The organism is Bacteroidota bacterium (assembly GCA_013696965.1).
Lineage (GTDB): Bacteria > Bacteroidota > Bacteroidia > JACCXN01 > JACCXN01 > JACCXN01.
This window is the reverse complement of sequence record JACCXN010000059.1, coordinates 1-13,580: the sequence shown is the minus strand read 5'-3', so window position 1 is coordinate 13,580 and position 13,580 is coordinate 1. Positions and strand designations below refer to the sequence as shown.

At 36.6% G+C, this 13,580-nt stretch carries 10 protein-coding genes and 2 pseudogenes; 4 read left to right on the top strand and 8 right to left on the bottom strand.

Features of this window, described 5'->3' with window-relative positions; translation table 11 throughout:
* Positions 1–12: 12 nt before the first annotated feature.
* Positions 13–1,119, top strand: coding sequence for a 2-iminoacetate synthase ThiH (gene thiH / locus H0V01_09985; protein ID MBA2583699.1), 1,107 nt, complete (start codon positions 13–15; stop codon positions 1,117–1,119).
* 152 nt (positions 1,120–1,271) lie between these two features.
* Here thiH and H0V01_09980 read toward each other — a convergent pair.
* The 4 genes and pseudogenes from H0V01_09980 to H0V01_09965 all read right to left on the bottom strand — a co-directional run bounded on the left by H0V01_09980 (position 1,272) and on the right by H0V01_09965 (position 4,905).
* Positions 1,272–1,997: pseudogene (locus tag H0V01_09980) on the bottom strand (DUF72 domain-containing protein).
* Positions 1,998–2,082: 85 nt separating this feature from the next.
* A complete protein-coding gene (locus H0V01_09975) occupies positions 2,083–2,715 on the bottom strand; it encodes a hypothetical protein (protein ID MBA2583698.1) in 633 nt (210 codons plus the stop codon).
* 84 nt (positions 2,716–2,799) lie between these two features.
* Complete coding sequence (locus H0V01_09970; GenBank protein MBA2583697.1) at positions 2,800–3,378, bottom strand: membrane-associated protein; 579 nt, start codon at positions 3,376–3,378, stop codon at positions 2,800–2,802.
* A 441-nt stretch (positions 3,379–3,819) separates the two neighbouring features.
* A complete protein-coding gene (locus H0V01_09965) occupies positions 3,820–4,905 on the bottom strand; it encodes an Ldh family oxidoreductase (GenBank protein ID MBA2583696.1) in 1,086 nt (361 codons plus the stop codon).
* Between the two features lie 231 nt (positions 4,906–5,136).
* On the opposite strand from H0V01_09965, the gene H0V01_09960 reads away from it, so the two are divergent.
* The 3 genes from H0V01_09960 to H0V01_09950 all read left to right on the top strand — a co-directional run bounded on the left by H0V01_09960 (position 5,137) and on the right by H0V01_09950 (position 7,350).
* Positions 5,137–5,988 (top strand): DUF2911 domain-containing protein, encoded by an 852-nt coding sequence (locus H0V01_09960; protein ID MBA2583695.1) that lies wholly within the window; start codon positions 5,137–5,139, stop codon positions 5,986–5,988.
* Positions 5,989–6,409: 421 nt separating this feature from the next.
* Entirely contained in the window at positions 6,410–6,631 is a 222-nt protein-coding gene (locus H0V01_09955) for a DUF3820 family protein (GenBank protein MBA2583694.1), read from the top strand.
* A gap of 266 nt (positions 6,632–6,897) precedes the next feature.
* On the top strand, positions 6,898–7,350 hold the full coding sequence (locus H0V01_09950) for a cold shock domain-containing protein (protein MBA2583693.1): 453 nt from the start codon (positions 6,898–6,900) through the stop codon (positions 7,348–7,350).
* A 227-nt stretch (positions 7,351–7,577) separates the two neighbouring features.
* Here H0V01_09950 and H0V01_09945 read toward each other — a convergent pair.
* The 4 genes and pseudogenes from H0V01_09945 to H0V01_09930 all read right to left on the bottom strand — a co-directional run bounded on the left by H0V01_09945 (position 7,578) and on the right by H0V01_09930 (position 12,966).
* Positions 7,578–7,799: pseudogene (locus H0V01_09945) on the bottom strand (T9SS type A sorting domain-containing protein).
* Positions 7,706–8,077, bottom strand: coding sequence for a hypothetical protein (locus tag H0V01_09940; GenBank protein ID MBA2583692.1), 372 nt, complete (start codon positions 8,075–8,077; stop codon positions 7,706–7,708). Before H0V01_09940 ends, H0V01_09945 begins: the two are co-directional and overlap by 94 nt.
* 527 nt (positions 8,078–8,604) lie before the next feature.
* Positions 8,605–12,558, bottom strand: coding sequence for a hypothetical protein (locus tag H0V01_09935; GenBank protein MBA2583691.1), 3,954 nt, complete (start codon positions 12,556–12,558; stop codon positions 8,605–8,607).
* Between the two features lie 33 nt (positions 12,559–12,591).
* Positions 12,592–12,966 (bottom strand): hypothetical protein, encoded by a 375-nt coding sequence (locus H0V01_09930; protein MBA2583690.1) that lies wholly within the window; start codon positions 12,964–12,966, stop codon positions 12,592–12,594.
* Positions 12,967–13,580: the final 614 nt, after the last annotated feature.

Below are 13,580 nucleotides of genomic sequence, written 5' to 3'. Positions count from 1 at the left end.
GAAATATTCCTTATGACCTTTTTAGAAAAATTCAATCAACACAGCTGGGATGAGGAGAAAAATTCAATTCTAAGTAAAACTTTAACTGATGTAGAATATGCACTTTCCAAAACCTCACACTTGAACCTTGAGGATTTTAAAGCTCTTATATCCCCATCAGCTGCTCCTTATTTAGAACAAATGGCTGCCAAAAGCAGGCAACTTACATTAAAAAGATTTGGCAATACCATTCAAATGTATGTGCCTCTTTATTTATCTAATGAATGCCAAAACATTTGTACCTACTGCGGATTCAGCCTTGACAATAAAATCAAAAGAATTACCCTGACTGATGATCAGATACTTTCGGAGGTAAAAGCAATTAAAGCCTTAGGTTATGATCATGTATTGCTCGTAACCGGGGAAGCTAACAAAACAGTAGGGGTGGATTACCTGGAGCATGCAATTAATTTAATAAAGACGCATTTTTCACATATAGCAATTGAGGTACAGCCTTTAGAACAACCCGAATATGAGCGTTTAATAAGCACAGGACTTAATACAGTGCTTGTTTACCAGGAAACCTACCACAAGGATACCTACAAAACGCATCATCCTAAAGGTAAAAAATCAAATTTCGATTACCGCTTACAAACCGCTGACAGGTTAGGCCAGGCTGGAATATATAAAATGGGACTTGGTGTACTTTTCGGGCTTGAAGATTGGCGTACGGATGCCTATTTCACTGCAATGCATCTTTCCTATTTGGAGAAGAATTATTGGCGGACAAAATATTCGATTTCTTTTCCAAGATTAAGACCAGCAGAGGGTGTAATGCAACCCAAAGTAATTATGGAGGACAGGGAACTTGTACAACTTATTTGCGCATACAGAATTTTCAACCAGGAAATTGAACTATCCATTTCTACACGAGAAAGCAGAACTTTTAGGGATAACATTATTAAACTGGGAATAACTTCAATGAGTGCAGGGTCAAAAACCAATCCCGGAGGATATGCCGTTGACCCGGAATCCCTGGAGCAGTTCGAAATTAACGATGAGCGCTCCCCTGATGAAATTGCTGTTATGCTTAAGACTCAGGGCTATGAGCCAGTTTGGAAGGATTGGGATACTATTTGATTTTCCCTAAACATGGAATGCATTGGTGCTATAGGCAGTAGCCATAATCAATTAATTGGGCATTAGTATTGATCCATAATTCGTTTAATGTTTCTTCCCCTGGAGCAAAAAACATTTCTTCTAAATTTATTGAAATGAAAATCAACTTTACTTTAATGGCTTAAGGTTTTACTGTATTGCAGGATTTCCAAAAACTTAAGTGCATTATAAGCAGCATATGCATTTTGGTCGTTATCGAAATAAATAAAAACATCTTTTCCATTTTTTTGCCATAACCTGGCTCTGTCTGCCCATTCTGACAATGTCTCATCGGAATAATTTCCAGCATATTTGGTTTTTGGGCCATGTAGGCGTACATAAACAAAATCAGCTGTAATTACAATTGGAGACATATGGTACTCAAGTTCATAAATACAAAACGCGCACTTGTGTTTTTCCAGAAGATCATACAAGTCATTATTATACCAGCTGTGATTTCGAAATTCGAAGGTGCAGCAGTAGTTTACAGGTAAAGTATTTAAAAACACTTCCAATCTTTCATAATTGTATTTTAAGGATGGAGGGAGCTGAAGCAAGACTACTGCTAATTTATCTTCAAGTTTTTCAGCATTTTCAAAAAATTAGCCACGGGTTCTGCCGGTTCTACAAGCTTTTTAATGTGTGTTATATACCTGTTTGCTTTAACCGAAAAAACAAAATCGGCAGGTACTTTCTCCCGCCATTTTTCAAAGGTTGATGCTTTAGGAAGGTGTAAAAAGGGCTGTTGAGTTCCACCGTTTTAAAGAATTTAATGTGATAAGCCAGGAAGTCTTTTGGTTTAAAATCCTGGGGATAGAATTCCCTATCCAGTGTTTGTATAAAAAACCGGAAGTTCCAATATTATTTTTGCTTTTTTATTGTCCATTGTTTTTTTACTTTTTTTTAAGAACTCCAGGTTATTATATAAAAATTTATACCCTGTTTTCAGGGATAAATAAAAGCATCTGTTTCCATGACTTTTCCATTTTCCTGAACTACTATAAGTTTTGTTATGCCTGTAACTACTGGTTCCAAATAAAAAACTATCCTGGTTTCTTTAGTAGGTTCCGGTATATTGAAAGAAAAAATATAATCATCCTTTCCGATAAATGTAACCTCTGGTTCAGGCATTATTTTTATGGTTGACATGTTTTTTAAAAAACCTTTGTTGATCCTGATTCGATAATCTTTTCCAGGGTAAGGTGGATTTACTGAAAAATTCAAAGAAAACGCTCTCTTATATCTAAGCATAGTTTGCAATTCAACTATAAAACCTTCTTCTTTTGAGCCTATCGTTTTTTTACTTAATGGCCCCGCTCCAATAATTATCAAAAAAACCATGCTAAGTAAAACAGCAATGCTTATCCAAATTATTGTTTCTAATTTCCATTTCTTCGAATAAAAGTTTCTGTTCTGATGAAGTTTGATATTCTCACTTATCATAAAAGTTGGTCTTATACCATCCTTTTCAAGAATATAATGCCAGTTGTTAAAAAACCGAAGCTGTTTTCTTTTATTTCTCTGAATATCAATGCAAAATGAAATAAATGCACCCCTTCTATTCCATTTGTAATTCAAGATGTTTTGCCCTTGAAATTCCTCAAAAAAAGTAAAATTGAAGGAATACAAAATGCCACACTCTCCACAGGGAAGTTGTGATAGTTAATTAAAAATATACCGCAGCAGGAAATGGATGGGCAGATAAATGCAAATGGGAAAGAATAACAGGATAAGCAAAAAATATATTTTTGGAGAAATTTTGTTTTGCGGTATACTTCCTGGCCCAAATACCCAATTGATATTCATTAATGGTGTTGTGAAAAAATAACATACCGCAAGCACAATCCAGGCAAGAATTGTTTGAAAAAACGGTGCGTTTTCTGAATAGCCATACAGCATTAACATCCATAAAAGCAATGGGGGAATAATGACATGAAATAAGGATAAAGCCCTAAGAAAAAGAGGCTTGTCCTTTTCAAACATATAATGACTTAATCCAATAAGTTTTTTGCCGAAAATCAACCTTGCAAAATAATCGATGTTCCAAACAATTTCAGGAAACAGAACTCCCAGGGCCATCATGCTTGTTAGTATGCTGCTTTGAAACCATAAAGCAAAGGCAAGTGTAAAAAGCGAAATGTCAGAAAACCAAAGAAAGTTAGCCGGTCCGTAATGTTTCCAATAAACAGGGATGAGCACCAACACAAAGCTTGTATAGAGTACTTTAAACCAGATTGGAATGTATTGGAACTGGGACAAAAATTCTTCCACTTTTTATTTTTATTTCTTTAATTCTGCATAAATTAAGTTACGGATTATTTGTAAAATATTTAGAGGGATTTTGGAATTTGAGGATGGAGGATGGAGGATGGAGGATGGAGGATGGAAGATGGAAGATGGAAGATGGAGGATGGAGGATCTGAAAAGTTGGGAAAGGAATTGAGAAATGGGGGAGTGCTTAATTAAGTGTGTCATCGTTTAATAATCGTTCGCCAAAATATTGATTTAATTCAGAAATGGACTTCGCCCTTAATTCCTGCGCCCAGAAAGAGATTCCGCATTACGCTTCGCTTCATGCGGAATGACAGCAATGAATGGGCAAAAAAAGGCAAAGAAGGGCGGCTTTGCCGCCCTTCTTTGCCTTAACTCTAAACAACAACAATCTGTAATAACGGTTCTTTGCTAAATAATTTCTGGTTCGAAGGGTATGTTCAGTTTTTTGGCCAAAGCCTTTAAATCTTTTACCACGGGATCAATCAAAGGAATTCCGTATTTCATTCTTTCCTGGGTTAATTCTCTTTCGGGATCACCGGGTATTATTACTTTTTCATGACCCAGAACAACAGGTGCAGAGCGAAAAGCATTAATCCAGTTGTCCATGTTGTTTTTGAACTCACCTGCTGGTCTGAATGCATCAATGCGCATGGCTCCAAAAAAATGTCCTATCCCCTTGCCTACCGGATTTGGATCAGGCTGCAGAAAAGCGACAAATGGAGGAACCCAGGGGCCATAATTTGCTCCGGATAAAACTGCAGATAGAATATCCACAACAGCTCCAAGTCCATATCCTTTATGGCTACCATGTTCTCTATCTCCACCCAGGGGAAGCAAAGCGCCCCCATCTTTCACTCCATCGGGGCTTGTTGTAGTATTTCCCTTAGAATCCTGAATCCATCCATTTGGTGCAAGCATTTTTTTTCTTTGCAGAATTTCCAGTTTCCCGTTAGCAGCGGTTGTTGTGGCCATGTCGAGCACAAATGCAGGCTGCTGGCCGGCAGGTACAGAAACTGAAATTGGATTTGTACCCAACATTCTTTTTGTAGAAAATGTGGGAGCAACAAGAGGGCTGGCATTGGTTAAGGCAATACCTATCATATCATGTTCAAGGGCCATCATGGAATGAAAGCCAGCAATTCCAAAATGGTTTGAATTTCTTACCGCAACCCAACCTGTTCCAACATTTTTTGCTTTTTCAATGGCTTTTTGCATGGCCACCGGTCCCACAACAAGTCCCAATCCTGCATCTCCATCAATGGTAGCAGTACTGAGGGTTTCATGAACGGTAGTGATCTGTGGTTTTGAATTTATTCTGGATGCCTCCCAAAGTCTGTGATATCCAATCAAACGGGCTATCCCATGGGAATCAACACCACGCAAATCTGCTGAAATTAACACATCTGAAGCCAAAGAGGCATCAGCATCAGAACATCCCATATTTTTAAATACTGTGAGAATAAAATTTCTTAATGATTCGTAAGTATACATAATGCCCAATGTTAATATATTTTCCAAAAGTAATTATAAATAAGAAAAGAAGGCATTTATCGCTGTTAGAGGAATAAAGATAATTTTCAGGGAGTTTTATGAATACAAAAGTACCCGCATATTATTGTGGTTCTTTAAAGTATTTCTATCTTCACCCCTCAAAATAAATTAACAAGAGCCGCACAGACTAGAATCTTGAAGCTTTTACTAACCTTTTTAAAACTTTTATTTAAGATGAAAAAATTATTTGCAACTTTTATTATTTCAGCCGGAGCTTTATTGGTTCAACCTGTTTTCGCCCAACTTGATCTTCCTCAACCAAGCCCTAAGGCAATGGTTAAACAAACTGTTGGTTTAACAGATGTAACCATTGATTACAGTAGTCCAGCAGTCAATAAAAGGGTAATATGGGGTGATCTTGTTCCTTATAGCGAAATGTGGCGTACTGGTGCTAATATGGCAAGTAAAATCACATTTAGCAAGGAAGTTACCATTGGTGGAAAAGCAGTTGCTGCAGGAAGTTATGCATTTTTGACTATTCCAGAAAAAGAAGAATGGACAGTTATTATCAACAGTGATTCTGAATTAAGAGGAACTGATGGCTATTCCATTGACAAGGATGTTGTGCGCTTAAAAGTAAAACCACAAGTTTCCCCAAACCGTGAAAGACTTACATTTTTGATTTCCGATTTTTCAAATACTGGTGGAAACATCAGCCTTGAATGGGAGAAATTGAAAATTGATGTTCCTTTTACAACAGCAACTGATGAACAGGCATTAAAAAACATCAACAACTCTTTAAATGCAAGTTGGAGAAATTATACCAATGCCGCAAACTATATGCTTACCAACAAAAAAGACCTTGATAAGGCACTGACGTGGATAAACCAATCTATTGCCATTAGCCCTGATCAATGGTACAGCCATTGGATAAAAGCACAAATACATGCTGAGAAAAAACAAAGCAAAGAAGCTTTTGCATCGGCCCAAAAAGCCAAAGAACTTGGCGATAAAAACCCTGCAGGTTTTTTTTACAAAGAAGCTGTTGAAAAAGCACTTGTAGATTGGAAGCCGGCAAAGAAATAAGCTGGAAAACATTTTTAAAAAAGCCCCGGAAATTTTGAGGCCACTAAAAAAGTCTTTTTAAGACTTAAATGTTAATAAAAGGGAGTAGAATCGCAAGTTTATCTACTCCCTTTTTTATTTTTTTTAATTAAAAAGGCTTTTTCAGAGGCCTCCCCAAAAAGGAGGCCACTGAAAAAGCTAACCCCGAAGGGTGACAGGATTACAGAAAATAACAACAATTAAAACCAAAACCCCCGAAGGGGTGTTATAAAAATAAACAATCAATAATTTCACCCCTCTGGGGTTGAACTGGAATTAAAAATATTAATCTATATTTGTATCATCCCTTCGGGATTAGCTTTTTCAGTGGCCTCAAATTTTCCAGGGCTTTTTTTATTGAAAAAATATGCACCTTTGATTTACATTAATAAAAAAAACGACATTGGGACCCGATCCTCAGTTACTCCTGCAATTGGTTAGTATGCAAATGCCTTTTGGCAAATACAAAGGCACCTTGTTGTGTAATTTGCCTGTATCCTATCTTGAATGGTTTCAACGCAAGGGCTTTCCACAGGGCAAGCTTGGAATGCTTTTGGTGACTATTTATGAAATAAAAATGAATGGATTGGAATATCTTTTGGAACCCCTGAAGAAAAAAAAATAGCAAGAACAGTTTTTTTCTTTTTCCCAAAGCTAGAAAGAAGATTAATTAAAACCTCCAGTCTTATTTTCTAATAAAAAGCATCGCTGTACGTTGTTAATCAATGATTGGGAATTAAGAAGATATATTTTCAAAGCCAAATGTTATAGTACTAAGAATTAGTGTAAATTTGCACCTATATAAAACTGGTTTTGGATTAAATTTCTTTCTTCTAATTTGAAATTTAAAAAAACCATTAACAACAAAACATAAACTGCACAAAAAAAACTATGGCCAGATCACAAGAAACATGGAATAAAAAAGAAATAGCGAAGAAAAAAGAGAAGAAGAGAAAAGACAAAGAGACAAAAAAACTGGAAAAGAAAGACAATCCAAAAGAGAGTAGCTCTCTTGATAATATGCTTGCTTATGTTGATGAATATGGAAACATAACCTCAACCCCCCCAGATCCAAGCAAACGCAGAGTAATTAAAAAAGAAGACATAGAAATAGGTGTTCCAAAGCGCGAAATAGAAATAGAAGAACTTGTTAGAAACGGAGTGGTTACGCATTTCAATGATTCCAAAGGTTATGGTTTTATAAAGGATCTAAAGACCCAGGAAAGCGTGTTTGTTCATGTGAATGGTTTGATAGACGAGGTAAAAGAAAATGACAAGGTGACCTTTGAGGTTAAATTGGAAAAAAAGGGACTCACTGCTGTAGCGGTTAAAAAAGCGGTTTAAATTATAATTATAATTCCCAAAAAAGGCGGAACTACTTTAATGGAGTCCGCTTTTTTTATTCTCTTAAAATGATAAAATCAAAAACCCATTTAACGAAATTGCCAAAGGGGTTTTTGATTCAATAATAATCTTAAAACCGAATTTCACAATAATATTGTGTAATTTTAGATATCAACATGCTGGTATAACGTAAATTGTTTTGGTCAAACCATTAAAACAATTTTCATCTAATTCTTCAGCAATTTCCCTGTAACTGCTTTCCCATTTTCATTTGTAAGCCTGTAAAAATACATTCCTGCCGGAAGAAAAGCAGCATCAATTGTTTGCCTTTCTGATTGAATTTTTTCCTCCAGTATCACTGCTCCGGAATGATTGTAAAGTTGAAAAACAGATGGAGCAGTTTCTTCTGAAACAATGGTAAAAGAATTATTGAACGGGTTGGGATAAACTTTAAAATTATTTTTTGTTTGGCTTCTTTTATAGTAGTTGGATCATCTCCATCATTGTTTACTTTAATGATGTAAATATCCAGTTCCTCTTCTATGGCTTTTTCTTTATCATAACTTACCCCATTCATCAGGCAACCACCATCGCTGGTGGCCAGCACCTGGTTGAGGAATAAGTATTTGTCATTTTTATAATACTTCTCCCAATAGGGCTCTCTTGTGCTGTCTACTTTTACCAGCAGGTATTCTGAAATATGTGTTATTGGATGAAACGCAATCAATACTATTTTTCAAATTTCGTTTGATTTTTTTAATTAAAATTAAAATGCTTTTGCCTTAGTTGCTTGATTAAAGCAGATAGGAAATTCTCATCTAATAATTCTTCATCACTTTCATCCTGCTCAATTCAAGGTTTTGGTTTACTTCAATAAAATACAATCCTGGAGCATATGTGCTCATATCTATTGAAAACTTATTACCGGAAAATTTCTTTAAAAGATTTCAATATTGAGAATTCAGATAACTATGCTTCCAATAATTATAAAACAATCTGGACTTTCCCAAATATCCGACATGGTAAGAATAGTAATGCTTTTCTACAGAAAGTAAGGCACAGCTTACACCACAAACACATGAAGCATTCCCTCAACTCTTCCCTCATGCCTAAGTTGTCAGCAAAAATATGAACCGCTTTTTCCCTTAAGATTTCTGTAATTGTAAATTATGGCCTCAAATACCAATAGAAATAATTAAAAGGAGTTAAGATAATCATTACTTAACTCCTGAAAAATTGCAATAAGAATTCCATTTAATTTTTAACTATTTTCAATATTTTGATGTAATCTGATTCAGGGAAGGTTACTTTTAGCGAATAAATGCCAGGTTCAAACGAATTCATAGGAATGAGAATGCTATTTTTCCCTTTTCTAACCTCTGGTTCAGCATAATAAATTTTTCTTCCCATGTTGTCGGTTATTTCCGTTGTTATTTTTCCTTCAACCGGTGTGTTGAAATCAAAGTATAACTCATTTTGAGTTGGGTTAGGCCGCACATTGAATACGTTAATTTCATCAAAATGATTATGAAGGGCAATGATTTGAGAATAGGTAAAATCAGAATTAAAGTCTGTTTGTTTTAGACGATAATAGGTAATTCCATTGAAAGGATTCTCATCTATTGCTTCGTATTTTTTGGTGTTTGAGCTGTTTCCTGCTCCTTTAACTCTTACGATATCTTCAAAATTCTCACCATCTGAGGAATGTTCAACCGTAAAGAAATCATTATTCTGTTCAGAAGCTGTAATCCAATAAAGTTTGTTCATTTTGCCTGAATTTTTACCTTCAAATGAGATAAGAGTAATGGGAAGTGGAGAGGAGGCCTGAGCAGTTCCGAAGTTGGAGAATCCGCCCATTCCAGTTCTGACAACAGCCGTTACTGGGCTAGGACTGCATGTTCCATTTAGTCCCCATCCTGTTCCAGGATCTTTCATAACGGTCCATCCGCCTGCTCCTATAGCATTTGTGTAATTCAAGTTATAAAGGGTTGCTGTATAATTTCCTGTACCTGTAATCTGAGTTAAGGATGAATTGTAAGCATTGATGGTCCAACGTCCGTTATCAAGAGCAGGACTATTATATGTTACCCCACATTCAGAAGAATTAAGTGCAGCCGGAACAGTTCCATATGGAGCAAAGCTAGCCAAAAGATTGTTAATGGTAGTTGCTAGTGTAAAGTTGATGTTTGCTCTTTGGTATCCTTTAGTAGCATGGCCTACGGGAAAATCATAACTTCCAGTTACATTGATCCACCTTCTTAGATTGCCTTCCACGTAGCTAGTTGTATTTCCCTGTGTAACAGAAGCAGAGGCGATGTTATTTACTCTCACTTCATTTGCTCCTGTAATGATTTTTCCTTGTGTTAGGGTAAGATTCCCTGATGTTCCAAGGATCATGTGATTTCCTGAGAGTGTAACACCAGTGCCTGTATGTTGCATTATAACATTATTAAGGGTAAGAGCACCTCCTGGGGAATAAGTCTGAGCGGTTGCTCCATTAAAACTTAGAGTTCCACTGCCCACGTTGGTAAAGGTAGTTCCTGCAGCTGCGTTGGTAAAGTTACCTTTTACTGAAATATAACGGCTGTTGGCATTAACTACACTAGTGTTTGTAGATGTAGTAAAATTACCAGCAATGTCAATATCACTAAGGAATGTAACTGTACCCCCAGCTTTAGTAACTGTAAAATTTCCCAAAGAATTTGTACCTGTTAGATTCCCTGAAATAGTTTGGTTGACAGTGCCATTGTTAAATAAAATGGTGGAAGTGGGGGAGATTGCTAGTGTTCCGTTATTTACGAAGTTTCCGCAAACAGTAAGCGTAATACCTGGATTAATAGTAAGGGTGGCACCAGGCATAATAGTTATATCCTTTACTGTAGTATTTGTGGATATTACCGGCTGATTGGTCCCCACTGGTACACTGCAATTCACAGAACAGGATGGAGTAGAACATCCGCCCCAGTTAGAGGATGTGGTCCAGGAAGAACTAGAACTGCCTGTCCAGGTTATTGAGGATGGTGTGGCAAAAGCAGCGGTTGAACCTGAAAAATCAAGTGTGTAACCTGCAGTAGTACCACTAAAATTCGACATAACAAGCATATATGATTGTCCTGCTGTTACGTTTAGGGGAGCTTCGAAATTACTTGCACTCGCTCCGACCGGTATTGGTTGCTGCATCCCTGTTGAACTGGTCGAACTTCCATTCCAGTTGCATCTTACGGGAGCCACCAGGTTATTCGAAATATCAGAACATGTGTACAATGGATTAAGGGGATATAAATTCCAGTCCCAAAACCCGTTGGTATTGGGACTTAGTGTCCAGTTCAAACTCCCATTGCTTCCTATGGTAATATGGTACCATACTGTGTTAAGTTCACCCGATAGCATACAACCACTATTAGCTGAGTTGACATTTGTACTTGGATTGCCAGGTATGCTCCCCGAAGTGGGTACATCCTGGACTCCTCCACAACCTAGAAATCCCGCTGGTTCATTTATAATTGTTCCGCAAACTGCAATAGCTCCTCCGCAATCCTGGTTTCCTTGAGGCGGAGAAATGTTGCCATCAGTAGCAGTAATTGTAAATGTGCCAACAGCATTGCCGTACCCATCCACTCTGATGAAATAAGTGGCCCCGGGAGTAAGTGTACTAAGAAGTAGTTCGGAATAGTAAACATAACCTCCGCAAGAACTTGCATCATCATTACATCCACCTGTAACCATGGTCAGAGAGCCGCATGAACCTGAGTATACTGCTATTTGTGTATTGGTAAGAGTACCAGCCTGTGTTTTTATTCTTAATTGACCAGAGGCCGGGCAAACAACGCTATACCAAATTGTATTTAAATTTCCAGCCCACCAACAAGAAGGAGTTGCTGGCTCTCCACCACCGCCTGAGCAATTATTATCGTCTGTTAATGTAGAACCCAAAGGAATGTTAGTTGCATTACATGGAAGATCATTTGTTGGACCTGAACCATAAGATTGTATTGAAATCGAGTAGGAAGCACTTGAAGGGGAAGCCCAGGTATCTACAATAATATAATAAGTACCTGCTCCGGGTAAAGTAACAGTTCCGGTTAATGGTATACTTCCTCCAAAACTCCCTACACAAGTAGTTCCGGCTGTTCCCGGGCATCCATTATACACCTGGAAGCCTGTATAGGAGGTGGACTGGTTACTCAAAGTTATCCCAATACATTGGGCTCCTGTTGCTTCATATTTATAAACTCTGTCTTCGCCTGATTCATATAAGGACATACAGGACCCGGTACTGGAATTATTATAATTATTTCCGTAGCATGCAGTGCTATGACCAGTAGCAGAATAAGGAAGGGTAATGGTTGGTGCATTTGCACAAGTTGAGCCTGCTAATGCTCCCCCGGGGGCACTAATGGTAAGGTTTGAAAATGGATTGCAAGTGGGTGATGGCCATGAATCAAGAATAAGATAATAAGTAACACCAGCTGTTACACTTACACAAATGCTCTTTGAGCCGGAAAAATCTTGGGCAAATGCAATGCAAGTACTTCCTACAGAAAAAGGACATCCTTGATAAAGCATTAAACCGGTATAGCTGCCTGTTGAAGTTAAATTAATGGTAATTGTGCCTGTAGTTGCAGGGGAAAATATCCATGTCTTGTCTTCGCCATTATAATAATATGAGGCGCCACAATAGGCACTGGCATTTGTGCTGTTAATGTTATTGCCGTTGCCGCATGTTGTGCCTGATCCAGAAGAATAAGGAAGAGAAGCATCCGAAACTGTACCTGCACCTAATGAGTTAGGACAAGTTAAAGGGCCCGAAAATTTATAGACCATTGTTCCCATGTTATTCTGATTTGTACAGTTCCATTTATTCACAAGGCAACGGTAAGTTGCTGACGCAGGAGCCGTCCATGTTAAGTAAGACTGTGCGCCACAAAAGTCATCATTATATCCATTTGCATATCCACCAGTATTGTTTAAGATCGTTATTTGTGTATCATAGGTAGTGTTTCCACCATCCGCAGAGCAATACGAAAAATAGTAAATATTTCCTGCTGTAGCATTAAATGTATAATACCTGCCACCTACTGTAGATTGCGATTGCCAAACAGTAGTAGGAGTGATAGCACTTCCTAGTGTTCCACCTGTGCATTGGGCTGAAGTTTTAACTGCTGAAAATAAAAGAGCAGCTAAAAAGATGAAGTAAATTTTCCTCATGCTTTAAAATTTAAGGTTGAAATTAGTTTAATATCATTCTGAGGCGTGCTCTATTTCAATTTTGTCCTTGCACACTTTTTTTATTTCAAATACTGTTATTCCTTCTTTTACATGGACTTCTTTATAGCCCATATCAAGCACCTTTTCTAATACCAGCTTTTCATCCTGTATCAACTCCAGATTTATCTTTACCATAATGCATTTCAAAATATTGCAGTACCCAATATATTGTACACCAGGGATGAGGTTGAGCTCTTTTTTAATATTGATGGCATCTCTTGAGGTGTGAGCATCTTCAATTCCTATAATGATTTCTTTAAATTTTGAAGTAGCGGAAGGGCCTTTCATAGTAAATCCAAATAAGATTAATGCACAGAGAGCAAATACCAAGGGTAAGAATTTATTCATAATAATAAGCTTTTTATAGGGGCAATTTAGTGATTTATCTAAAACAAACAATTATTTTTTGTAATTTTTTTTTGGAAAACAACATTCTGAATAGGTGTTTTTTTATTGAATTAAAGCCCAGTAAGGATTTTAATAGATTTTAGATTTTATTTAAATAATTACAAAAATTATTGGCTGAGTATTTTAGTCTTTTATTAATGTATTTTAACTTCTTTTTTTTGAGCTAAAGAGGCTTTAGAAATTGTATGGGAAAGGCCTAAAAAACAAATTAATGATGGATTTTAATATTCAGCAAGAAGGAACTGGAATTAATTTCCTTGAATTAATAATAATGAAAAATAAAAATGTAAATCATGTATATAAAATTTGGATATGGAAGGTTTATTCGTTAAAATTCAATAAATAAATAAATAAATAAACCTATTCATACCATACAACAGGTAAAAGATAAATGCTTTAGCAATTCACGAGTTCTTTTAAGGAATAATTAAAAAACGAATAAATTATATACCTATGAAATAGCCATGCACGAACCGTTCACAAACGCTAATGAATATAACCTGGCTATACCAAATGACAGTTAAAAAACAAATTATACACATATGAAATAGCCA

What these genes read in the sequence shown, in the direction of transcription:
- thiH (MBA2583699.1), top strand. Translation starts at nt 13, where the DNA reads ATGACCTTTTTAGAAAAATTCAATCAACACAGCTGGGATGAGGAGAAA.
- H0V01_09960 (MBA2583695.1), top strand. Translation starts at nt 5,137, where the DNA reads ATGAAAAAATTATTTGCAACTTTTATTATTTCAGCCGGAGCTTTATTG.
- H0V01_09950 (MBA2583693.1), top strand. Translation starts at nt 6,898, where the DNA reads ATGGCCAGATCACAAGAAACATGGAATAAAAAAGAAATAGCGAAGAAA.
- H0V01_09935 (MBA2583691.1), bottom strand. Translation starts at nt 12,558, where the DNA reads ATGAGGAAAATTTACTTCATCTTTTTAGCTGCTCTTTTATTTTCAGCA.
- H0V01_09930 (MBA2583690.1), bottom strand. Translation starts at nt 12,966, where the DNA reads ATGAATAAATTCTTACCCTTGGTATTTGCTCTCTGTGCATTAATCTTA.